Source organism: Clostridium cadaveris (assembly GCF_020911725.1).
Lineage (GTDB): Bacteria > Bacillota > Clostridia > Clostridiales > Clostridiaceae > Clostridium_X > Clostridium_X cadaveris.
Genome location: NZ_CP076620.1, coordinates 1022448 through 1046977, shown reverse-complemented (window position 1 = coordinate 1046977; position 24530 = coordinate 1022448). Strand labels below are relative to the sequence as shown.

The window sequence follows — 24530 nt, the reverse complement described above, 5'->3', positions numbered from 1 at the left end:
CCTGTTTTTTTATGGCATTTTATAAAAATTTATTTTTAACTTCATTCTTTATTTTGGAATTCTACCAAAAATTTTAGTAACTTCATATAATTTATTAGAAAGCTCTTTTGTAAAGACATCTTTTTTTGCTCTCCAAAGCCAATTAGTTCCTAATGTAGATGGCTGGTTCATTCTCGCTTCATTTCCCAATCCCAAAATATCCTGCATCTGAATAACAGATATTTCAGCTTTAGTTTCCAAAAGTGTTCTTATAACACCCCAATTATATCCTTCTTCCTTTGTTAAATTCATATATTTTTTAGCAAAATCCAAATCTTCTCCATCAGCTTTATTAACCCATCCCATGTAAGTATCATTGTCATGAGTTCCTATATAAGCTACTGAATTAGCTTCAAGTTTATACGGTATATAATCTGAATCTTCCCTACTGTTAAAAGCAAAGAGTAAAACTTTCATGCCTGGAAAGCCTACCTTTTCCATTAATTCATAAACATCTTGAGATAAAACCCCCAGATCTTCAGCTATTATCCTCACATTTGAAATTTCTTCTTTTACCCTTTTGAATAGTTCTTCACCATAGGCTCTTTCCCAACTTCCATTCTTGGCAGTCCTTTCTCCCTTAGGTATTCCATAGTAAGACGAAAATGCTCTAAAATGATCAATTCTCACAACATCATAAATTGAAGAAGCATATTTAATTCTATTGATCCACCATCTAAAATCTTGATTTTTCAATGCTTCCCAATTATATAATGGATTTCCCCAAAGCTGACCATCCTCTGAAAACGCATCAGGAGGACATCCTGCCACCTCTATAGGATTAAAATCATTATCCACACAAAATATTTCTTTATTAGACCACACATCTACACTGTCTTCTGCTACATATATTGGTATATCTCCTATGATTTCCACACCATTTTTATTAGCATATTCCTTTAAATTTCTCCATTGTTTAAAGAACAAGTACTGCACATAAATATAAAAATCTATATCATCTTTTGAAATCTCTCTATATCGTTCACGTTCTTCTTTTTCTCCTCTTCTTATCGACATATCCCATTGAAGAAAAGATTTTAATCCGAAATACTTTTTTATTGCCATGAAAAGACCATAGTCTAAAAGCCAGTACTCATTTTCTTTCTTAAACTTTTCTACTTCCTTTTTGTCTCTTTCAAAACCATTTCTGTAAGCTCTTCTTAGCACCTTATATCTATTTTGAAATAGTGCATTAAAATCAACTTTTTCTTCATCTTTTCCCCAATCATATATTTCATAGTCACCGTTTTCTAATAATCCGTCATGCATTAGAAATTCAAAATCTATAAAGTAAGGATTACCTGCATAAGTAGATGGTGATTGATATGGTGAATCTCCAAAGCTGGTTGGTCCTATAGGTAGTATCTGCCAAAAGCTTTGTCCTGAATCCTTTAAAAAATCTACAAATTTATAAGCTTCTTCTCCCAAAGTGCCTACGCCATACTTTGATGGAAGCGAAGATATATGCATTAATATTCCACTTTTTCTCATACTATCCCTTCCTTTTCATATACTTGATTCTCATTAACGAATTTCAACTTGACTCATCTTTATAATAATGACTTTATATTTTTTGATTTGGGTATAATATATAATTAAATTTTATCATCTAACCCATAAGTTTCCAAATAGTTTTTTACGTATTTCTATCTCCAATATACCTCTATTCATAAAACTGCAAAGGGGCTGTAAAAAAACTCCCCTAAAAGAAAAATCGCTGAGGTCGTGAGACTCCAGCGATTTTTTGGTATAATTAATTATGCCACTAACTAATAAAACCAATAATAATTATACTCTACGTCAGTTGAAATTACCATTGGAAATGGAAAAATTAATTGATATTTCTGATCCGGTATACACTTTTTGTGAGGTTATGGATCACATCGACCTATCAAGATATTTTGTAGAGAAGGGTTGCAAAACAGGTCGTCCAAGATGTGATGAACAGAAGCTCCTCAAGGTGATACTCTTTGCCTTTATGGAACACGGAATCTGTTCTCTGCGGTACATTGAAAAACTCTGCAGAAATGATATCCGATATATGTATCTTCTTGATGGAATGAAGGCACCTTCATTTGCCACTTTCGGCAACATGATCCGAAAGGAACTTACTGATTCCATAGAACAAATTTTTTTGGATATGAATACTTATATTTTTGAAAAAGACCATGTTGACTTGCAGCACACCTATATCGATGGTACTAAAATAGAAGCTAACGCGAACCGCTATACTTGGGTATGGAAAAAGTCATGTACAAAAAACCGGGGAAAAGTTTTTGAAAAGATATCCACGCTAATCGATGCCATGAACCAGGAAGTTTTAGGCTATTTAAATGTGAAACTTGAAAAGCGGGAAGAGTATGCCATCGATTATGTTTCTGAATTGCTGGAAATGTACAGGAAAGTAATAAACCTAGATGAGTCCACTTTTGTATCTGGTTGTGGTCATAGAAAAAGCATTCAGCAAAAACAGTATCAGGAATTACAAGGATATTTGGAACGTTTGAAAACATATGCGCATCATATAGAAGTTTGTGGAGAGGAAAGAAACAGCTATTCCAAAACGGATCATGATGCCACTTTTATGCGGTTAAAACGGGATTACATGGGAAATGATCAGCTGCTTCCAGCATATAATCTTCAGACCGCTGTCTGCGATGAATACATTGCGGCAGTTGATGTAAAACCATACGCATCAGACATGGAATGCTTTGTTCCTTTACTGGAGAAGTTCAATAAATCCTACGGGCATTACCCCAAATATCCAGTTGCAGATGCAGGGTATGGTTCTTACAATAACTATCTTTATTGTGAAGAGCATGGGATGGAAAAATATATGAAATTCACCATGTTTAAAAAAGAAACAACAGATAAAAAGTATCATGAAAACCCCTATCGAGCAGTAAACTTTAAGCAGGATGAATCCGGAAATCTGATATGTCCAAACGGGAAGAAATTTTACTTTAAAAGCAGGCGACATGTTTACAAAAACAAATATGGAAGAACGGAAGAAATCTATGAATGTGAAACCTGTGAAGGATGCCAGTATAAAAGTGATTGTTGTCCTAAAGCATCCCATAACAGGACAATCCACATGAATCAGGAACTAACCTCTATTCATAAAGAGGTGATTTCAAACCTTGAATCCATACACGGAGCACTTTTAAGAATGAATCGCAGCATACAGGCAGAAGGAACGTTTGGTGTTTTAAAATGGGATAAGTCTTACAAAAGACTATTCCGAAGAGGCGAGAAAAACGTAATTCTTGAACTTACGTTGATTTCTTGCGGTTTTAACCTTTACAAATATCATAATAAAAAGCATAGAAAAGGGCTGGCTGCGTAAAATCAAAGAGTTATACACACAGCCTTATTAAGTGCACATTTTTTTACTGGAAAATCAATAATTACCATAAATAATAACTTTTAAAACTAAGAATCGCCAGAACCGGTATTTGCCGGAACTGGCGATTCTTAATTATGGACTTATTTTACAGCCCCTTTAATTCAAGCTTTTAATTCAACAAAGCTCAAAATGTAAATTAAATTTATTATCTTTCACCTTTTCTGTAAGGAACACCATCAGCTTCTGGAGCTTGAGTCTTACCAACAAATCCTGCTAAAACTAACATAGTTAGTAGATAAGGGAATGCTGCATAAAATTCTTGCGGTATGCTCCAGCCAAAGCTTTGAGCTGCAAGCTGAAGACTTTCTGCAAATCCAAATAATAAACATGCAAATAATGCATTCTTTGGCTTCCAGTTACCAAAGATCATAGCAGCTAGTGCTATAAATCCTCTACCACTTATCATACCTTCTCTGAAGTAGTTTAATACTCCGATAGATAAAGAAGCTCCTCCTATACCGGCTAATACTCCTGAAAGTAATACTGCTATATAACGGATTTTGTATACATTAATTCCTAATGTATCTGCTGCCTTTGGATGTTCTCCAACAGCTTTTATTCTAAGTCCAAATGCTGTCTTATTTAATATATAAGAAGCTAATATTACAAGTGCTATTGCTATCCATACAAACCAGTTTAAGTCTCCTATTATAGGTCCTATAACAGGTATATTTGAGAAAAATTCTCTTGGATATGGAAGTGTAGCTACTGCGCTTGATTGAGATGGATTACCAAAAACTTTAAATAACATATATCCAATGATTGCTGGTGCAAAAACGTTGATTCCTGTACCTGATACAACCTGTTCTGCTTGAAGATGTATACTTAAATAAGCATGTATTGCCGCAAATATCATACCACCTACTGCTGCAAATACTAATCCCATCCATGGATTTCCTGTAATATAAGAACCTAAAACAGCAAAGAAAGCTCCTGCTACCATGATACCTTCTAATGCTATATTTACAACTCCTGATTTTTCAGAGAAAATTCCGCCTAATGCTCCAAATATAAGAGGAGTGGAATATCTAAGAGTGGCTGCAATAATCCCTATTATAGTTACATATAATGAGCTATCCATTTACAACTGCCCCCTTCTTCTTTTTCTTCTCTCCTACTAGCTTAAACACATATTGTCCTGCTATGAAAAGTATAACCATACCTTGAATGATGTATGATATCTGCTTTGGTATTCCATTCAGCATCATTGTACCAGAACTTAGGTTTAATGACCCGAATAATAAAGCTGATAATATTACACCAAATGGGTTACTGTTAGCAACAAGAGCTACAGCTATACCATCCATTCCTAGATTAGTAAATCCAAATAATTGCATTGACATATGCTGAACTCCAGCTACGTGAAGTGCTCCACCAAGCCCTGCAATTGCACCTGATATCGCCATTGCTAGTATTATATTCTTCTTTATGCTTATTCCACCATATTCTGCCGCACTAGGATTAGTTCCAACTGCTCTCAATTCATAACCTACATTTGTCTTCCAAAGTAAAATGTAAACTAAAATAACAAATATTAATGCTACAAAAATAGCTGTATTTAATCTATATTGGGGTCCTAAGAATCTTGTAAGTTCTGCACTGCTTTGAATTGCTTCTGTACTAGCACTACCTTCTTTATGGAATATTCCCATTGTGAAGTAGTTTGATAAGTACATTGCTATAAAGTTCATCATTATTGTATTAACAACTTCATTTGTTCCAAGCTTTGCCTTTAAATATCCTGGTATTCCAGCCCATATAGCTCCACCAATCATACCACCTAAAGCTATAATTAATATGTGAAGAGGCTTTGGTATTCCAGGTATAAGCCCTACTAAAGAGGCAACAAGCATTCCTATTATAAACTGTCCTTCAACACCTATATTGAATAATCCAGTTTTAAATGCTACTGAATGAGCAAGACCTGTGAATATAAGTGGTGTTGTGAAAACTAGTGCTTCTGCAAATTGAGCAGGACTTCCTAAACTTCCTTTCCATATAGAACTAAATAAAACTCCTGCTGCTTTAAAGAATCCTAAATTTTTTCCCCACATAACAAAAAATATGGATATAAATAATCCAAGTAATATGGAAACCAAGGATATCATGAATTTTCCAAATACTTCTGAGGATTTTCTATCTTTCATTTTAAGCATTTTTATTACCTCCTTGGTTCTCCTTTTTTAAGCTTCCTCCAGCCATAAGTATACCAAGCTTTTGTTCAGTAGCTTCTTTTCTATCTAGTATATCTACTATTTCTCCATCATATATTACGGCAATTCTATCTGCTAAAGCTAAAACTTCATCAAGTTCTAGAGAAATAAGAAGTACAGCTCTTCCATTATTTCTTTCATCAACAAGCCTCTTATGGATATATTCTATAGCTCCAACATCAAGACCTCTAGTTGGTTGTGCAGCAATTAAAAGTTCTGGATTCTTTTCAACTTCTCTTGCTATTACCATCTTCTGTTGATTTCCTCCTGATAATGCAACTGCGTTAACATCTTCATTTGGAGTTCTTACATCATAATCTTTTATAAGTTTTTTAGCATGTTCTCTTATAGCACCATAATCCAGCATTAAACCTTTTGAAAATGGCTTTTTATAGTGAAGTCCTAGTATAGAATTTTCAAGTAATGAAAATCCTAATATAAGTCCTCTCTTATGACGGTCTTCTGCTATGTGTCCAAGTCCAGCTTCTATAGCTTCTCTTGGAGACTTGCCAACAATTTCATTTCCATTAAGAATTATCGAACCTTTTTCAGGCTTTCTAAGACAAGAAATTCCTTCTATAAGCTCAGTTTGACCATTACCATCAACCCCAGCTATAGCTAAAATTTCTCCTCTTCTAACTTCTAGATTAACGCCTTTTACTGCTGGAATATTACGGTTGTCTAAAATGTGTAGATCTTTTATTTTAAGTACAGGGTCTCCTACTTTAGTGTCAGCTTTATCTACAACCAAATTTACTTTTCTTCCTACCATAGCTTCAGCAAGTGCATCTATGTTAGTTTCTTTAGTTTTTATAGTTTCAATTACTTTTCCACGTCTTACTATAGTTACTCTGTCACTCATACTCATAACTTCTTTAAGTTTATGAGTTATAAGTATTATTGACTTACCTTCTTTTACTAGGTTTCTTAATATAACACCTAATTCTATTATTTCTTGAGGAGTTAAAACTGCAGTAGGTTCATCTAATATTAGTATTTCTGCTCCTCTGTATAATGCCTTTAATATTTCAACTTTTTGTTGTTGTCCAACTGTCATGTTCTCAATTATATCTTTAGGATTTATGTTAAAGCCATACTTTTTAGACAATTCTTCTGTATCTTTTATAGCTTTCTTTATATCTATATTTAAACCTTTTTTAGGTTCGTTTCCTAAAATCATATTTTGAGCAACTGTAAAATTATGCACAAGCATGAAGTGCTGATGTACCATCCCTACCCCTAAAGCTATTGCTTCCTTAGGGCTTTTCATATTTGCAAGCTTTCCATTTATATAAATTTCTCCGCTTTCTTGTTGGTAAAGACCATATAGCACGTTCATAAGCGTTGTCTTACCTGCTCCATTCTCACCAAGGAGCACATGAATTTCTCCTTTTTCTAAATCAAAATTCACATTGTCATTTGCAATAACTCCTGGGAAAATCTTTGTTATACCTCTCATCTCAACAACTTTTTCCATAGATTTTCTCCTCCTATAGGTTAAATAAGGCTAGATGAAACTCATCTAGCCTATTTGAAATGCTTTTACTTTATTTCTGGAGCCTTATAGTTTACTAGTTCTGCACGTGTTGCAGGTACTGTTATCTTTCCATCTTTAATTTGTTGTTCTGCATTTTGTGAAAGCTTCATTAAATCATCAGTAACTACTGCTAGGCGAGTTGGAGATATTCCAACAGCTCCTTCTTTAAGTCCTAAAGTTTCTGTCTTTCCACCAGTGAATTTATCATCTTGAAGTTCTTTAACAACTCTCTTAACAGCTACGTCAACCTTTTTCTCCATAGAGAATAAGATTACATCTGCAAAAGGCTTTCCACCTTCAGTCTTAGCTTGGTCTGAGTCAACACCTATAGCATACTTTGGAGCATCAGCAGTTGTAAGTTCCTTAACAGCCTTAAATACTCCTAATCCAGCACCACCAGCTGCATGATAAACTATATCAGCGCCTTCGTTTATTAACATCTTAGCTGCTTCATATCCTTTTCCTGCATCATCAAAAGATGCTACGTACTTAACCATTTGTCCTGGAGTCTTGTCATCCTTAGGCATTAAAAGCTTTCCAGCTTCTGGGTTAACTGATGAAACACCAGCTACAAATCCAGCTTCAAATCTTTGAATAACATCTCCATCTACTCCACCAACAAATCCTATTTTGTTAGTCTTTGTAAGCTTACCAGCTAAAACACCAGCAAGGAATGAGCCTTCATGCTCTTTGAATAATACTGATAGTACATTATCTACTTTAACTTCAGCATCTATCATTAAAAATTTCTTGTCAGCTTTTTGAGTAGCTATGTTCTTCATTGAATCTGCCATCATGAATCCAGCTCCAACTGTTAAATCTGCTGCTCCTGACATTGTTTGAAGATTTGGAAGGTAAGCATCTTGTTGCTTAGATTCTATTGAAGGTATTTGTTCAATTCCTAATTCAGTAACTGCTTCGCTTATACCTCTATTAGCGCTCTCGTTGAAAGAACCGTCATGAACTCCTCCTTGGTCTGTAACTAAACCTACTTTTAATTTAGCTTTGCTATCATCTTTTTTTCCTGCATCACTACTGCTATCTGATCCGCAACCAGCAAATAAAGTTGCTACAACAGAAAATGCAGCTATGGCTGCCACAAGTCTTTTTCTTTTCATAAGACTACCTCCTAAAAATTTTAAATACTTAAAATAAAAGTTTATTATATAATCATTGAAAATAGACATAACAAAAACTATTTTTCAATAATCATTTACAACGTTTTCTTGAGATTATAAAAAAAAATAAAAAATCTAAAGTAGCACTTAGCCTTCTCTATGTAATTTTAAAGTAAATTTATAAAAATCACTATATTTCCACAATTTTTTTTGATAACTTACTATAAATAACAATTTGATTATATCAATAAACCCCTCAATTGTGAATAGCCTTTTTACAAAATAAAAAAAAAGTTTATCGCAAATTAATATAATTTTTGATATGGATAATCGACTTTAAAGCGGTTTTAAGGCCTTAAAGTCGATTAAAATCTTACTTATATCCAGCTTTTTTTAATACTTCTACAGCAGCGTCGCTTTCATCTTCTCCTACTAAAACGATTGGTCCTGTACATCCCATTCCACTTTCTGAATATATGCCTGCTTTCCATAAAGCTCTGCATGCATCATCAAGTTCTAGTATATCGATTCCTGCTATAGCATAAGTTACTACTTTCTTAGGAGGCATCTTTATTTCTTCGTCGCTCTCCTCTTTCTTTTTCTCTTTAGTGTTCTTAGCTATTATTTCTTTTAATCCTGCTTTATTAGCTTTTTCAAATTCATTTTTTGCAATAGTTAAGACATTGTTTTCTGCACATTTAGCACAATATCTAAGTGCTTCACATATAAGTGGAGCTCCTGATGCTCTTGAAACTATATTTACAAGCTTATCGTAATTTTCTCCTATTCCAGGACCATAGCCTGCTCCAATAGTTTCATAATTTCCACCTGTTGTGAAAGATGCAAATACCTTTATAAGAAGATTTCCTGTAAGGGAGTCACAAATCATAACATCTGGAGTTCCTGCAAGAAGGTCATTTCCTCTCATTACAACTCCGCCATCAGCTCTTAAGGAATCACTGAATTCTATTTCATATCCGCCTTCTTTAAGTTCTGTTAAGATTTTTTCTACTTTTCTTGCACCTTCTATATTTAATATCCCTATTTTAGGTTTCTTTATTCCTATAGCTTTTGCTGCTGCTATCCCAGAAATTGCATTTATAGTCATTCCTTCTACTCTGTTAGTAGAAGTTGTTCCTGTAGTTGTTGCAAGAATCATATCTTTTCCTTTTCCTGGTGTTACAACTTTTCCTACTGTGGAAACTCCTATTGGAAAGTCAAAATGTTGAGTTACACATCCATTTAGGTATCCGCTTTCTAAAAGCTCAACCATTTTTTTATGACCATCTTCTGGAGTTTCAACTATAACTTGTTCTAATTCAGATTCAACCTTTGAACCTATTAAAACTATGTCAAAATCTCCATACTTTTCTTTTGCCATTTCTGCAGCGTGAACCATTTCGCATACACCATGCTCAGATCCTAATGTTGTAAGTCCTATTTTAACCTTTGGTTTAAATGAACCAGATTTTATTCCATCTGATATTTCATTAAATACTTCTGAAATCATTTCTTTTACTTTATTATTTTGTTCCATTTATATCACGCTCCTTAATTGTTCATTAAGTAAGCTGCAAAATCTTTCATGGCATCTGCAACCATTGACTTTACTTCTTCTTTAGAAACTCCAGCATCGCTTCCCATGTCTCCGCTATTCTTTTCTACAACTATAGAAACCCCATCAAATAAATTTGTCATTCTTCCTAGGAATAAACTTCCTTTTCCTATTATCATAAAGTTATCCATATCACCATTTAAGATACTATCTCTTCCATGTCCTATTACTGGAACTCCTGAAGGTATGTGTCCTTGAGTTGGTGCAAATCCTGGATATCCATGATCTTTAACAAAATTCATTAACTCTTTTCTTTCCAATTGTCCCTTCTTAACTGCTAGAGCTCCTATCATCTTATAGTTTTGAGTTGGAACATCTCCTGCTCCTGCTGGTTCAGTTATATCTGGTGTTTGCATTTCTGGAGCAAACTTATTTATATCTGTAATCTTAAGTCCTGCTTTTTCTAATGGTTCAAGAACTAATGCTTCTAATACAGCCTGTGGTGAAGCACCATGTCCTATAGTATGTCTTCCTGCTACGTCAGTTCTTATTATTGGATTTACTCCATCATTTTCACTTATAAGTACTGCAAATCCTCCTAAACAGTCTTCTAAAGCTGGAAGGTTCTTTTCTACGTGACTCTTACCATTCATACCAAGTTTTGCAGTACATCCTCCTGCAACAACTACTACATTTTTGTAAATTCCTGATTTTACAAGTGCTGCAGCATTTATTAATGAGTGAGATGGTCCTGCACAGAATCCTCTCATATCTATTCCTGAAGCATTCTTAAGTCCTACTACTTCACCAACAGATTTAGCTAAATTTCCGCCACCTCTTTGATTCATATCTCCAATTGCTTCTTCTGAGCATTCGATTATATATTCAACATCATCTGGATTTATATCGTTGTCTTTGAATAAATTCATAAGAGCAACTACTCCTGATGCCTTTGTTGATAAATTTTCTAAAAGTACGTGAGCAGAAAGATTCTTATCATACTCATGAGCTCTCTTTACACATCCTACAAGTTCATCATTTTGATATAAACCTACAGCTACATGATTGTCTACTAAAGCTTGAATCTCTGATTGCTCTACGCCTTCTTTTATATCCTGAACTTTATCTTTTAATAGTGGATGCTTTGATAATTCTTCTTTAACGCTTTCTGTGAAAGCTTTTTCTAAAAGTACTAAGTCGAAAGTATCTGCAAGTTTCATAACACCATAAAATTCTTTTTGTGGCATTATTTCACCAAACTTACCAAATCTATTTGCCCCTTCAACATTTTCATTGTGCCAAGGTCTTTTTCTTAAGTTTAACTCTTCTGGAGTCATATTCCCTATATATGTTTGGTTTGGAGCGTAAGCAACAACATCCTCAAAACTTCTTATATGTTTTGGTAATTCCTTTAAATATTCTGAGTCCTTGTTTGCTTCTAATTCTACTGTTTGAGTTGTACCATCATGTAGAACCATATCTGGTGTATTAACTAAAATATAACTTGCCTTTTTAATTACTGGAAAATCCATTGTTATACCTCCTTAAATTTCAAATAGATATAAGTCAAAAGATGATAATTAACCTTTCACTTTTGTCTACTTTCTTAATACTCTTATTAGAATATAAGGGGACAAGTGTTGTCCCCTTATATATATATATTATTTGTCTTCAAATACAGTTTGAGTTTCTACTTCAGTTTCAAGAGCTCTTAAAGCTTTTTCAACTAACTTGTATCTTAATTCATATTCATCCTCTTGGCTTAATGCTGGGTTTCCAAGTGGGTGAGGAATAGCTATTGTTGGTACTATTCTATTTGCTCCAACTGTTAATGATATTGGAACTACTGTACACATATGAACTACTGGTAGAACTCTTTCTATTTCTTTAACTAACGTTGCACCGCAACGAGTACAAGTTCCTCATGTAGAAGTTAAGATAACTGCTTGAACCCCATCAGCAACTAGCTTTTGAGCTATTTCTGCTCCAAACTTCTTAGATGAAGCAACAGCTGTTCCATTACCAACTGTAGTATAGAACTTGTTGTGTAAAGAACCTATCTTTCCTTCTTTCTCCATTTGTCTTAAAACGTCAACAGGTAATACTCTGTCTGAGTCGTCATTTGCATAAGTTGGGTCGTATCCACCGTGAGCTGTTTCATAAGTATCTGCTGTTAAATCAACAACTCCTTCGATACAATATTCACCATACTTTGATGCATTTGAAGATTCTATGTGATCTGGATTTCCCTTTGGAACTATTCCACCAGATGTAACTAAAGCAACTTTAACCTTTGTTATATCCTTAACTGCTGGCTGAGGATCAACTCTATCGAATACTGGCATCTTAAACTCAGTAACAAATTCCTCGCCTTTAAGCTTCTTAGCTAGCATATTAACCGCTCTCTTAGAACCTCTTTCAGTAGCAAAATAATTCTTTCTTATTCCTCTTTCTATATATCCTTCTTCAGCTGGTGAAAGAATTTCTTGACCCTTAACTAACTTTACAGCAAGTTTAGCTATCTTAGGAAGAGCATCTCTCATACCTACCGCACTGTTTCTAGTTTCAACTATATAAACAGCCTTCTTATACATATCAGCACCTGGGTTTTCTGGATACATAGCTGTTAATACAGGGATGTTTAACTTTGCTTGAACTTCTTCAGCTATAGTTCCACAAGCAACACCGTATCTACCAGCATTGAATGCAGGTCCTGCTATAAATAAGTCTGGATTATAAGACTTAACCATTTCTATAATCTCAGCCTTAGCTTCATCTATGTTTTCATTGAAATATGAGTCTCCACATATAACTGTAGCAACTATCTCAATATCTTCCTTTTTTAGTAATCCATTTAGGCCCATTCCTGGTCCTACAACGCCTTCTCTAACTTCTGGTTTTATATCAGCTTTTTCTTCTCCACCGATTCCAGCATAAAATTGATTTATATAATGCACTACTCTAATCAAGGATATTTCCCCCTTTCTGGAGTTCAAATTTTATTAATTTCTTTGATCTCTTACAGCTTTAACTTCTGCTATGATAGCGTCAACATCTAGAACCATTTCCATCATTCCACATTGCTCATCATAAACAGCAGCATCACACTCGTCTTTTATTTCTGGCTCAACTACATGATATACATCTAGATTTAAAGCCACACCTGCTAAAGGTCCTGCATAAGTTGGGTCTCCAAGGACTACTGTTTCTGCAGATAATCCTGAAGCTTCAGCTTCTGCTCCTCCTAAAACAACTACTACATTTTCAGCACCGTGCTTGTCAGCAAGGTCCTTAACTCTTTGTTGGATCTCCAGATCCATAGCTCCCGCAGCTGTTCAGACGAAACATTCTGTAGAAGCAAATATTACATCAGCTCCAGCGCTCTTAACACAAGCTTCAATAGCTGGTCCTGGTATTCCATCTCTATCACCTATAGCGATAACTTTCTTTCCTTGTAACATTTTCTTCATCTCCTTCTATATACAATTACTAATTTTTAATATTAAATCTTAAAGTCCTTTTGCAGATAAGTAGTTAAATCCTACTTCTGAAGTTGCACCTGTTATAACTTGAATTTCTGCATTTATAGATCCATCTTCTCTTAAACTTCCAACGTATCCTCCAGCTATTATGTTAGCTGCTTCTGGATGTCCTATTACCTTCTTCATTGGAGGTAATGTTACAACTTCATTAGCATTTCCACCTGTTACAACTGCATCAGCCTTTGGAGTTGAGTCTGCTAATGATTGAGAGCATCCATCTTGTCCTGCATATTCATCAGTTATAAGAACTGTCTTGATTCCCTTGTCAGTTATCTTGTTACAGTTCATAACTAAGTCTGCATCTGGATTTCCGAATCCTTCTTCGGATATTATAACTGCATCTGCTCCTAAATATTCAACTAGCTTAGCAGTCATATTTGAACTTCTTTCCTTGTCTGCAAGATAAACATTTTCGTTTGTTATTATGCAGCCTAAGAAGTTAAAGTCTTTTCCATGTCTCTCATACAAATCAGTTATTACTGGTTGATTCATATGAACATAGCTTGGGTTCTTATCACATGCAGATACACAGTTTCCTGAAACTATGGCTCCGTCAAACACTTCTGTTGGATAAATGAAAGTAGGTATTATCTTCTTCGCATCTACTCCATATACATATGTGTCATGTAATAATCCTTGAGTTTGAAGCATATATACATAAACTACCTTTGGTAGATCTGGATATTGCTTAACTTGCTCAAGTAATGGTAAAGTTTCATAAGTCTTTATTTCATCTGGCTCAACATTTCTTCCTGCTTCGCCTAAGTATGTTGCAGCTTTAAATCCTATCATTCTTAAAGCTTCTTCATGCTCATGTTGATGAACGCCATCTTTTGGCTCAACTACTGCAACTAAGTTATTAGTCTTTGAGAATGGAGTATATTTTGCTCCTTCTCCGCACATGTCGATGATTCCTTCTTGGAAACCAACAACCTTACCTGTAGTAACTACTGCTGCTCCCTTTAAAACGTGAGTTCTTCCAGATCCAACAGTGTCAACCTTGTTGATGAAGCCTGGGAATATTCCACCCTTTCCTTCAACTTTTACTCTAGGTTCTACTACGTCTTTAACTGGTATTATTCTTACTTCCTCTCCTGGTCTTACGATATCAAAGTCTATAGACTTTATTCTTTCGTCACCAGAAACAGCTTGTAATAATTCCTCTTTATTGATGTAAAGAGTTCCATTTTCTACCTTTGTGTCATTTCCAAATTGCATGTCTTTAATAAATATATTGCCTAATTCTAGACGCAAAGCCTTCACCTCCCAAATAATTTGAAAGTTTTTTATTATTAACTAGAATCATCTCTATATTGAGACAATTCTAGTTATAACCTTCTTTAAATTATAATGTTTCGTAATATGTTTTTATAAAATTCTCTACATCGTCAAGAGTTGCTATCTTGTCTGGAGTTATAGTTGCAACTTTTTCTCCACCATTGTAGATTATCATTGTTGGTAGTCCTAAAACTTTTTGAGCTATAGCAAGTCTTCTTGCTGCTCCGATATTTAAAGATGCAAATTTGATCTTGTCAGCATATTTTTCTTCTAATCCATGTACTCCTGGCATTAATTCTTTACAAATTTCACATTTGTCTCCCCAGAAATCAACAAATACAGGTTTGTCGCTTTGTAGCACCTCTGCTTCAAAGTTATCCTTATTTAATTCTATCATTCTGATCACTCCTATATTTTTATTTATTAGAGGATAGCCAGCTTTAATCCAGCCATCCATTTAATACACATTTAATTTTTTAGAAATTCTCTTCTACATACTTTTCAGCATTTGTTGCTGCTATAGCACCATCTGCTGCTGCAGTAATAACCTGTCTTAAAGACTTTTGTCTGATGTCTCCTGCTGCAAATACTCCTGGTATTCCAGTATTCATCTCTTCATCAGTGATTATGTCTCCTCTTTCATTCATATTAACCTTGCCCTTGAATAACTCTGATATAGGTAAAAATCCAACGAATACGAAACATCCATCAACTTTTACATCAGATAATTCTCCAGTCTTAACATTTTTTACAACTAAGCCTTCTAAAATTTCATCACCCTTAGCTTCTGTAACTACGCTATCTAATATGAATTTAATTTTTGGATTATTTTGTGCTTTTTCCACCAAAGATTTTGCTGCTCTAAATTGGTCTCTTCTATGAATTATAGTTACACTGTCAGCAAATTTTGTTAAGTATATAGCTTCTGTTATAGCTGAGTCTCCTCCACCTATAACTGCAACGTCAAGTTCTGTAAAGAAGTCTGCATCACAAGTTGCACAGTAAGAAACTCCCTTTCCTCTTAGTTCTATTTCATTAGTGAATCCACCAAGTCTTGGTTGAGCTCCTGTAGCTATTATTATAGTCTTACCTTGGTATTCTTCTTTTCTTCCCTTTAAAGTTTTTGTCTTACTTTCTAAATCTATGTCTACTATTTCGTCTTTTACAAATTCTGTTCCAAAGCTTTCTGCTTGGCTTCTCATTCTCTCAATAAGAGTAGGTCCTGTACAATCTAAGATAGATCCAGGGTAATTTTCAAGTTCATCAGTAGTAGCTGCCTGTCCACCGAATTTTCCTCTTTCAATTACTAATGTTGTCATTTTTGATCTTCCTGCATATAATGCTGCAGATAAACCTGCTGGTCCTCCACCAATTATGATGGTATCATAAATCTTTGACATACTAATCCTCCTACTTGTGTATTTTTTTCATTGCTCTTTAAAGATTAAGAGCATTTTTTATTAAATCCATATCTATTAGTTCAAAGTCATCTAGTATGGATTGTGTCCATTTTGGTGTTTTAGCCATGTTTAAAAACTTTTGAGTTGTATTTATAGAATCCTCTATTATAGCAAGTGAGTCAAAATCTAACTTCCCTTTTTCCTTAGAAATAAGGATTGTCCTATATGGAGTTTCATTAGGTTTTACACTGCTCATAAGAGGATGAGTTAACAACCTGTGACCCTCATGTATTCGATTTCTAACCATGCACATAATATCCAAAACCTCTGTTTCTTTGTACTCTACCTCGTATCTGTCCTCAAATGTTTTTTTGCTTAGTGGATTGTTAGTAAGTATTATACATGGTTCTATCATATGCATCTGATTCCTTTCATCGTGAAATTATTACTTATTTTTACAAATAAATTTAAACAAAAAAGACAGAAATCTAAAGTTTCCCTTTAGCTCTGTCTTGTTACCTGAGAGATTTGCTCCTTCGGTGCGTAAACCCGCTTTCCAGAGTTGTGTCCATTCTCGATACATTTGCCTGAGAGCTTCATGATGTATGGGAATACATCACTTATTCCTTCGGCTATTCTTTTTCAGAATCATCTCCCGAGAATTTCATTCACAGCTATTTGTTTTTACATCTTTATTATATACTAGGTTTATAACTTTTACCATGAAATTTTCTAATAATTCTATTTGTTTTTATAATAGCATTTATTCTTAAAATTTATAAAAAAACTATTTTTCCCGATTTTCTGTCTAATTATGATAATGTTTACATTTTTAGTTTGTGAAAAATGTGGTTTTAATTAGAAAAGTCTTTAAATAATTAAACGTTATTTAAAGACTTTTTAATTTTATAATAACACTATTAATCTTTTATAAAAAAAACCCCAACTGCATCTGGCCCCGAATGAGTTCCAACAACACATCCAACCTTTTGCTCTATAACTTCAAAATCTTTCTCCTGCAATTTTTTAAGAACCACTTTTTTCATATCTCCACCTGGAGCTTCTAGTAATATCACAGGAGTTCCTTGTTTTACTTTTTTATCTTCTAAATAATCAGTTACAGCTTTAATAGCTTTTTTTGTTCCTCTTACCTTATCTATAACCCCTATCTCACCATCTCTTATGGCAAGCATAGGTTTTATACTTAAAACATTTCCTATAAAACCTGCTGTTTTTGATAATCTTCCACCCTTTATCAAGTGTTCTAGAGAATTAAAAGCAAGCATGTTATCCACCTTTGGAATACATTCTAAAATTTCTTTTTCTATTTCCTTTAAATTCATTCCCTGCTCCATCAATTTTCCTGCATAGATAACTAATATCCCAAGTCCTGAAGTTACGTTCTCAGAATCTATTATAACTATATCTTCTGATGAAAGCATATCTCTTGCTATACATGCTGATTGATATGTTCCGCTAAACTTCGAACCTATGCCTATATAAATTATTTTATACCCATCTTCTATATTTTCCTTAAAACAGTCATAAAATCTTTGAGGGTTTATTTGAGATGTTGTAGGAAATTCAACTCCTTCTTTTATTTTAGCTATTAATTTATCAAAAGTCATATCGACTCCATCATAATAGCTTTCTTCTCCAAAATTAACTATAAGGGGTAGCACTTCTATATTGTATTTTTCAACGATGTCTTTACTTAAATCTGACGTACTATCTGTTATAATTTTTATTTTTTCCATCAATATAAATTCCTCTCCATCTCTATTTCATATTTGGAAAATCTAGCTGTCTTAATGCTTCATACGCAACTAATGCTACAGTATTAGATAGATTCAAAGATCTTGTGCTTGATTCTATCATAGGAACTCTGATGCATCCATTTGCAATATCCTCTCTTATATACTCTGGCACTCCACTTGATTCTCTTCCAAATATAATGAAATCTCCCTTTTTAAACTCTATATCAGTATATATTTTACTTCTTTTTGTAGTTGATAAATAAAAGTTTCCTTCTTTATATTTTTCTCTAAAAGCTTCATAGCTTTCATGAATCTCTAAATCAAGATACTGCCAATAATCAAGTCCTGCTCTTTTTAAGTGCTTTTCATCTAAACTAAATCCAAGAGGTTTAATAAGATGAAGTTTCGAATTAGTAAGAACACATGTCCTTGCTATATTTCCTGTGTTTTGTGGTATTTCTGGTTGATATAAAACTATATTTAAATTCATATAAGTCCCTCCATGTATCCTAAAATGACATATAGATACATAAAATATATTACTCTAAATCATGAGTGTAGTAAAGTTTTGAATTAAAGTTCATAAATAATATACAATTTAATTATTACTAAAAAAACAAAAATTAGGCATAGAAAGTTTTAAATATCCATGCCTAATACTAGTTTAAATTACTTTTTAAAATATTTATTTTCAAAATATCCTACTTTATTCAGATGTTTTTTTAAGTAATCGTCTAATATATTTAAAACTTCTTCTCCTTTTATATATGATTCTTCTCCTCCATAATATTCTTTATAACAGCACTCTACTAAATTTATGATAGTTTCTCTTAACTTATCATCCTTGATGCTATATGCAAACTCTAGATCTGTCATATATTTTTTCTTTTCTATCCCTGCTTGTCTAAGTCTTCTCAAGCAATAATAGTATATATCTGAAGGTACAGTATACCCTCTAAGTCTCTTCTTTACTGCCTTTGCTTTTAAAAGTCTAAAAATTATACAAGTTATCAAGGCTGCAATCAAAGATAGATAAACAAAAACTTTTAAATCTTTACTTCCACCTTTTTCTACATTTAATTCTTCACTAATGTCTTCCCCATGTTCATGGTTTGTATCGTTTTCTGGATTTATTTGATTATCTCCTGTATTTTCTGATTGATTAGATAAAGTACCTTGAGTCTGTTCAGATATTGTAGTTGAAGCATCTACTGAAATCCATCTGTTATCTTGTTCATCTATAAGAACTTCACTCCACGCATGAGCATCTTCATTAGTCACATAAATTTCTTTAGAAGGCTTAATGTTCTCTCCTATTTTAAATCCTTCTACATATCTTGCTGGCACTCCAGCTATTCTACTCATAATTGTTAGTGCAGATGCAAAATAAACGCAATACCCCTTTTTTTCAGTGAAAAGAAAATAATCTATAAAGTCTTCCTTCTCTTCATTCTCTCCCACTGTTGTAGAATAGGTGTAGTTCCTCTCTAAATAATCTTTTATAGCCATAGCCTTTTCATAGTTTGTGCTTTTTCCTTTTGTTATATCTCTAGTGAGTTCCTTGGTTCTATCTGTTATTGAGAGAGGCAACTGGAGATATGGTATACTTATATCTTCATTTTTTTCTTCGTCATAATAATTTTTGTCTCTTGTATATTCTATAGTATAAACATTACCCTTTTTCTCCTCTGATAAAAAGCTATTGTCTATTTTGTCTTTATATATCCGGCCCGATTGTAAATTTATATTTGTTGTATTTAATGGTGAAAATAATGTGCTGGTTTCCATTCCCACTTGATTTATATTTATCTCTAAAAAATCTTTTTTTTCATTTGATTTCGCTGCATTTAATCTGTTATATTCCTTAAAACTGTCCTGCCAAGAGTTTCCATCATAATAATCTCTTACACTTCCTCGCAGATATAATCCCTTATAGTCTCCTGTTATTCTTAAAATCCTATTTTTATTTATATTTATACTTCCTCCTAGAGTTTTCGAAGAATCACTATATCCCGAATAGCTTAAGTCATATTTTGTAGATTCATTTATAGCTCCAAATCCGTTAGTTCTTAACATAGACATCATTTTCTTTTCTATAAAGCTTTGATATTTCCCTTCCTTTCCTAAAGGAATCACATTTATAATCATAGCTATTATAACAGCTGATGAAATTACTCTAAAAATCACAGATGAATCTTTTATACTATTTCTTATATTAGAATTATGAATATATTTTAAAAATGTATTCTGCTCATTAATACCTAGTGCAATTATATTTACCATCATGAACGATATCATTGATCCTCTGATTAATTTCTCATACCCTATATAGTAAAAAAACATCATAAATACTAAATTTATATACACAATAAAGTTTAGTTTGTGATTCTTTGCAAGACTAAAAAATATCATTACTATAGGTGGCAATACCAACAATACAATATATTTATATTGACTAAAGAAAGTTGGTCTTCTTTGTGCCACCAGTTCATTTATATTTACTATATTATAAACTATATCCTTAGTTATAGAAGTATAAACATTTTCTCTAAATATCAATACTAAAAATATCAATACAACTAAAATGGATATTATGACATAGAACCTTTTCTTTTCCTCAAAAAAAACTTCTGAAAAAACAAAATATACTAGAAGGGATACTACAAATAAAACTGTTATGAAGACGTAGCTGAGATCTTGAATGTCATAACATTTTTTAAATAAAGATATTATAAATATTGAATTTATATATACTAAAATTATTCCGAATTTATTCCTTTTGAAAAAATCCACTGCTCCCCCTCCCAGCTTCTATTTTTTCTTCATCATTAAATTCATATTAAAAGTTTTAATATGTTCTTCTTTAAGCTTATACCTTAACTTTTCTTCTGCTATTAAATAAAATATACATATGTGTCTAGAAATTCCCCTTATTATTAGTAGAGAATCGATAAACTCTTGTGTAATTTTCCCTACTATAATTATAAACTGTTTTCCCAAGAATCTTTCATCAATAATATTTATCATATACTTTCCCATACTGATTTCGCCGCAGCTTTTATTCTCTAAAAAATATTCATTTATTCTTTGGATGTCTTTATGTGAATTTATCTTTATTTCACATGGTGGTGAATTGTTTATATAAACACTATACACATCAATGTTTATACTAAATTCTTTTATGATAGACTCCGTAAAATCTATAAGTCGTTCTTCCATTATGCCTTTTAAATCTAAAACATAATTTTCTTTATTCATATCAAGAAATATAAAACACTCTTTTCCAGATCTGTAGTTATAATTTTTTACTATGAGATTTCCCGTCTTTGCGCTAAGTTTCCAATTAATCCTTTTTACACTGTCGCCATATACGTATCTCCTCATTTCCCTTACATCATGCATATCTTCCATAGATGTATCATGACTATTCTGTGTATCTAACAAATTGAACCCTCCTAAATAGTCATCCTTAACTATACAATAAATTTTAGGATATACAATCACTTTGCTATGACTTTTTTCTTTTTTACTTAAGGTAAATATATTAAAATAGTCACTTATAAAAATTTCAAAATCATCTAAATCATAAATACCTCTATGATAAAATTTAATCTTATATTTTAAAAATTCTTCTCCATTAACTCCTAAACTTAGAGCTTCACCATCATAATTGTCTCCAGACTCTTCTATTACGTGTCTTTTAACTATCATATATGGAATTGAAAAAAAGCTTCTATTTTGTATATTAAGAGTTATCTCAACTTCATCACCGCTAAAATATATATTCTCATCTATACATACTGTAAATTTTATAGCAAAATAATTTACTCCATTTATAATAGCTGCTAATATAAATATTGAAAATATGCTAAAGAAAAATCCAGTAGCTATATACCCTCCTTGCAAATAGTAAAATATAAATGATGCTATTAGTAAAAACATCATTCTTAGATTAACTTTAATTCCATTCATTTAATTTAACCCTTGGCGGATCTATTCTTTGTGATATAGCCTCAATTATGCTTTCTCTGCTGTATCTATTTGATACTCCTAGAGGGCTTAGAAGTATTCTATGACTTAAAACCATAGTTAAATTTTCTTTCACATCATCAGGAATAACATAATTTCTTCCTCTTATAAGAGCTGTTGCCTGACATATTCTCTGAAGAGCTAGTACCCCTCTAGTGCTTACTCCTAAAGATATATATTTTGAATTTCTGGTATTTTCAGCTATTTCCACTATAAATTTCGTTATATCTTTTGATATATTTACCTTTTTAGCTTCATTTTGTAACATTAATATTTCATCTATTGATGCAACTGCTTTTATATCATCCAAAGGTACGCGTTCTCTATATACGCTTAGTATTATTTCTTCTGCTTCCTTCGATGGATAACCAATCTTAACTTTTATCATAAATCTATCAAGCTGTGCTTCAGGAAGTGGAAAAGTTCCTTGATATTCTATAGGATTTTCTGTTGCTAAAACTATAAATGGCGCTTTAAACTTATAAGTATCATTTCCATCAGAGATTTGATTCTCTTCCATGACTTCCAATAAGGCCGCTTGAGTCTTAGGAGATGTCCTATTTATTTCATCTGCTAAAACTATATTTGAAAAAATAGGTCCTTTTTTAAATTCAAATGTCATTTCTTTTTGATTAAATACAGAAATCCCTATTATATCTGAAGGTAATAAATCTGGTGTGAATTGTATTCTTCTATAAGATAAATCTAATGATTTAGATAAAGCCTTTACTAAAGTTGTTTTACCAACTCCAGGAACATCATCTATGAGAACATGACCTCCTGCAAGTACAGCTTTTAAAATATTATATATTTCTTTCTCTTTGCCAATTATAACACTACTTACATTTTCAACTATTCTATCTACAATAGCCCTTTCTTTAACTAACTGACTCAACTTAATCCCCCCTAAAACATAAAATTCCACAAGATAATTTTACCATTTTAATACTATAAAAAAAAGAGAACACATATATACATATTAATGTGTTCTCTAAGGTATATGATTTTTTATTCTCCTGTATTACCATTATCTGCTGGTGGTGTTTCTGGTTGTTCTGGTGGAGCTTGCACCTTTTTTGTTCCAACCTTCACAACCCCATCTACCTTTTGATAAGTATCATTAGATATTTGTTCTGTTTTTACAAGAGTTCCATTTTCATAAGTATGCAGATAAGTCTTTACTCTATAACCTGTAGTAGGAGACTTTTCTGTTATAGTTTGGCCCTCTGGTAAATTAGGGTCCTGTATAGTCTGTGTAGTTGGAGTTAATGTTTCATATACTTCGCTTGTAAAATCATAAGTCTTATTGTTTGATACAGTATCTCCATACACATTAAAGATCAAGTTTCTGTTGCTAATATATCCTTCTATGTATATAGGAAAATCATAGGTGTTTTTAAACTTATAATCAGGTCCTCCCCAAGATACTGTGGCATCAAATCCCTTTGGAAGATATCCTACAACTAGTGAATGATTATATCTTTCAACAGATTTTAATCCAGATCTTATAATTGCTTGATATAATGTGCTTGATGTCTGGCATATTCCTCCACCAAGTCCGTTTTCAACTTTGTTTCCAACAATAACGCCAGCATCTTGATATCCTCTTGCTCTGGTTCTTTCTCCAACAACTTCATTGTAACTGAAAGTTTCTCCTGGCATAACAACCGTTCCATTAATAGCTTTAGTTGAAAGTTCTACGTTTGACGCTCTTCCACTTGCAGAAGATGCAAAATTAGTTGAATAAGTTGACATTTTGCCATTTATTCTTTTGAGACTTTCTCCCTTAATTGAAGGTTCCACAACATCTATCTTTGCCTCTAAAGATATTGATTCCCCTAATTCACCATTTATTTTTTCTAAAATCTTATTTTCTAAATCTTCTTCATCAACTTTATTTCCAGTAGTGCTGTCTGCAACAGATATTTTCCCACCATTTATTGATATAGTTGCATTTTTAGCTTCTTTATTATTTTCATCAGCTATAGTTTTTATAAATTCTTTTACATATTCATTATCTGTAGTAAGGTCAAGCTTAATTGTTTCTCCTGAACCATTCTTTATGAATTTATAAGCATCCATTAAACTCTTATCTCTGTGAAGTTCAAATGCCTTATTTACAGTATCCTCTATATTGTATCTAGCATTAAGTTTTGAGTAATCTAAAACATAAGTTTTGTCATTAGCTTTAACTTCTAACTTCTTTTCTAAAATTGCCTTGCCATACTTTTCTTCTAATTCTTTCTTAGCTTCCTCTTTAGTCATCCCACCAATGTTAGTAGACTCTACTATAACTTGCGGATAAATAAGATTGTCCCATTCAGCCACCTTATTTTTAACATAAATTCTATAAGATACCAAAGCTGCTATAAATACAATTACTGCTACACTAACAGATATTATAGTAATTTTCATTTTGCTTTTATTCTTCGATTCCTTGCCATTTTCTTTCATGTAATTTTCCCCTTCCTCTGCCTCAACTTAAAGCTTTAAGCTGGTAGTTAATGTATAGCATAATTTACAATTACTTAAAATCATTTCACTTTATATTATAAATTGAAATACAATTAGTGGGTTACAAAAGTATTAAATGCATTAAAAAAATCTCTGAACTATTCTAGTATAGAAATTCAGAGAAATTCTCAATAAACTTTCG

General features: G+C 32.7%; 20 protein-coding genes and 2 riboswitches. Of the genes, 1 reads left to right on the top strand and 19 read right to left on the bottom strand.

Annotated elements, in window-relative coordinates; genetic code table 11:
* Positions 1-48: 48 nt before the first annotated feature.
* Positions 49-1530 (bottom strand): 4-alpha-glucanotransferase, encoded by a 1482-nt coding sequence (gene malQ / locus KQH81_RS04795; protein WP_230029021.1) that lies wholly within the window; start codon positions 1528-1530, stop codon positions 49-51.
* A 331-nt stretch (positions 1531-1861) separates the two neighbouring features.
* On the opposite strand from malQ, the gene KQH81_RS04790 reads away from it, so the two are divergent.
* Positions 1862-3385: a transposase gene (locus tag KQH81_RS04790; RefSeq protein WP_407647337.1), complete on the top strand. Its 1524-nt coding sequence runs from the start codon at positions 1862-1864 to the stop codon at positions 3383-3385.
* 205 nt (positions 3386-3590) lie between these two features.
* Here KQH81_RS04790 and KQH81_RS04785 read toward each other — a convergent pair whose 3' ends face one another.
* The 18 genes from KQH81_RS04785 to KQH81_RS04700 all read right to left on the bottom strand — a co-directional run bounded on the left by KQH81_RS04785 (position 3591) and on the right by KQH81_RS04700 (position 24328).
* On the bottom strand, positions 3591-4526 hold the full coding sequence (locus KQH81_RS04785; RefSeq protein WP_027637287.1) for an ABC transporter permease: 936 nt from the start codon (positions 4524-4526) through the stop codon (positions 3591-3593).
* Positions 4519-5601 carry an ABC transporter permease gene (locus KQH81_RS04780; protein ID WP_035770161.1) on the bottom strand — a complete coding sequence of 361 codons (1083 nt, stop codon included), beginning with the start codon at positions 5599-5601 and terminating at the stop codon, positions 4519-4521. Before KQH81_RS04780 ends, KQH81_RS04785 begins: the two co-directional genes overlap by 8 nt.
* Entirely contained in the window at positions 5594-7135 is a 1542-nt protein-coding gene (locus tag KQH81_RS04775; protein WP_027637289.1) for an ABC transporter ATP-binding protein, read from the bottom strand. Before KQH81_RS04775 ends, KQH81_RS04780 begins: the two co-directional genes overlap by 8 nt.
* Before the next feature lie 65 nt (positions 7136-7200).
* Positions 7201-8313 carry a BMP family lipoprotein gene (locus KQH81_RS04770; RefSeq protein ID WP_099335843.1) on the bottom strand — a complete coding sequence of 371 codons (1113 nt, stop codon included), beginning with the start codon at positions 8311-8313 and terminating at the stop codon, positions 7201-7203.
* Between the two features lie 373 nt (positions 8314-8686).
* Positions 8687-9850, bottom strand: coding sequence for a glycine/sarcosine/betaine reductase complex component C subunit alpha (gene grdD, locus KQH81_RS04765; RefSeq protein WP_168972409.1), 1164 nt, complete (start codon positions 9848-9850; stop codon positions 8687-8689).
* 14 nt (positions 9851-9864) lie between these two features.
* Positions 9865-11400, bottom strand: a complete 1536-nt coding sequence (gene grdC, locus KQH81_RS04760; protein ID WP_027637292.1) for a glycine/sarcosine/betaine reductase complex component C subunit beta — start codon at positions 11398-11400, stop codon at positions 9865-9867.
* A 129-nt stretch (positions 11401-11529) separates the two neighbouring features.
* Positions 11530-12843 carry a glycine reductase complex selenoprotein B gene (gene grdB / locus KQH81_RS04755; protein WP_230029249.1) on the bottom strand — a complete coding sequence of 438 codons (1314 nt, stop codon included), beginning with the start codon at positions 12841-12843 and terminating at the stop codon, positions 11530-11532.
* 27 nt (positions 12844-12870) lie between these two features.
* Entirely contained in the window at positions 12871-13329 is a 459-nt protein-coding gene (gene grdA / locus KQH81_RS04750; RefSeq protein WP_081670136.1) for a glycine/sarcosine/betaine reductase complex selenoprotein A, read from the bottom strand.
* A 48-nt stretch (positions 13330-13377) separates the two neighbouring features.
* Positions 13378-14664 (bottom strand): glycine/sarcosine/betaine reductase component B subunit, encoded by a 1287-nt coding sequence (locus tag KQH81_RS04745; protein ID WP_027637297.1) that lies wholly within the window; start codon positions 14662-14664, stop codon positions 13378-13380.
* A gap of 91 nt (positions 14665-14755) precedes the next feature.
* The gene (gene trxA / locus KQH81_RS04740; protein ID WP_027637298.1) at positions 14756-15085 is read right to left on the bottom strand and encodes a thioredoxin TrxA; all 330 of its coding nucleotides are present in this window, start codon (positions 15083-15085) and stop codon (positions 14756-14758) included.
* Between the two features lie 79 nt (positions 15086-15164).
* Positions 15165-16088 (bottom strand): thioredoxin-disulfide reductase, encoded by a 924-nt coding sequence (gene trxB, locus KQH81_RS04735; protein ID WP_027637299.1) that lies wholly within the window; start codon positions 16086-16088, stop codon positions 15165-15167.
* 37 nt (positions 16089-16125) lie between these two features.
* Positions 16126-16503, bottom strand: coding sequence for a GrdX family protein (locus KQH81_RS04730; RefSeq protein WP_074844773.1), 378 nt, complete (start codon positions 16501-16503; stop codon positions 16126-16128).
* Between the two features lie 88 nt (positions 16504-16591).
* Positions 16592-16652, bottom strand: a riboswitch (glycine riboswitch).
* Between the two features lies 1 nt (position 16653).
* Positions 16654-16756, bottom strand: a riboswitch (glycine riboswitch).
* Positions 16757-17008: 252 nt separating this feature from the next.
* A complete protein-coding gene (locus KQH81_RS04725; RefSeq protein WP_027637301.1) occupies positions 17009-17845 on the bottom strand; it encodes a DegV family protein in 837 nt (278 codons plus the stop codon).
* Positions 17846-17867: 22 nt separating this feature from the next.
* Positions 17868-18335, bottom strand: a complete 468-nt coding sequence (gene trmL / locus KQH81_RS04720) for a tRNA (uridine(34)/cytosine(34)/5-carboxymethylaminomethyluridine(34)-2'-O)-methyltransferase TrmL (protein ID WP_099335846.1) — start codon at positions 18333-18335, stop codon at positions 17868-17870.
* Positions 18336-18514: 179 nt separating this feature from the next.
* Complete coding sequence (locus KQH81_RS04715) at positions 18515-20638, bottom strand: transglutaminase-like domain-containing protein (RefSeq protein WP_230029019.1); 2124 nt, start codon at positions 20636-20638, stop codon at positions 18515-18517.
* Between the two features lie 18 nt (positions 20639-20656).
* Positions 20657-21817: a DUF58 domain-containing protein gene (locus KQH81_RS04710; protein ID WP_230029018.1), complete on the bottom strand. Its 1161-nt coding sequence runs from the start codon at positions 21815-21817 to the stop codon at positions 20657-20659.
* On the bottom strand, positions 21804-22769 hold the full coding sequence (locus tag KQH81_RS04705) for an AAA family ATPase (RefSeq protein ID WP_074844776.1): 966 nt from the start codon (positions 22767-22769) through the stop codon (positions 21804-21806). The genes KQH81_RS04710 and KQH81_RS04705 overlap by 14 nt, the downstream gene beginning before the upstream one ends.
* 113 nt (positions 22770-22882) lie before the next feature.
* Entirely contained in the window at positions 22883-24328 is a 1446-nt protein-coding gene (locus tag KQH81_RS04700) for a VanW family protein (RefSeq protein ID WP_178311644.1), read from the bottom strand.
* Between the last annotated feature and the right edge of the window lie 202 nt (positions 24329-24530).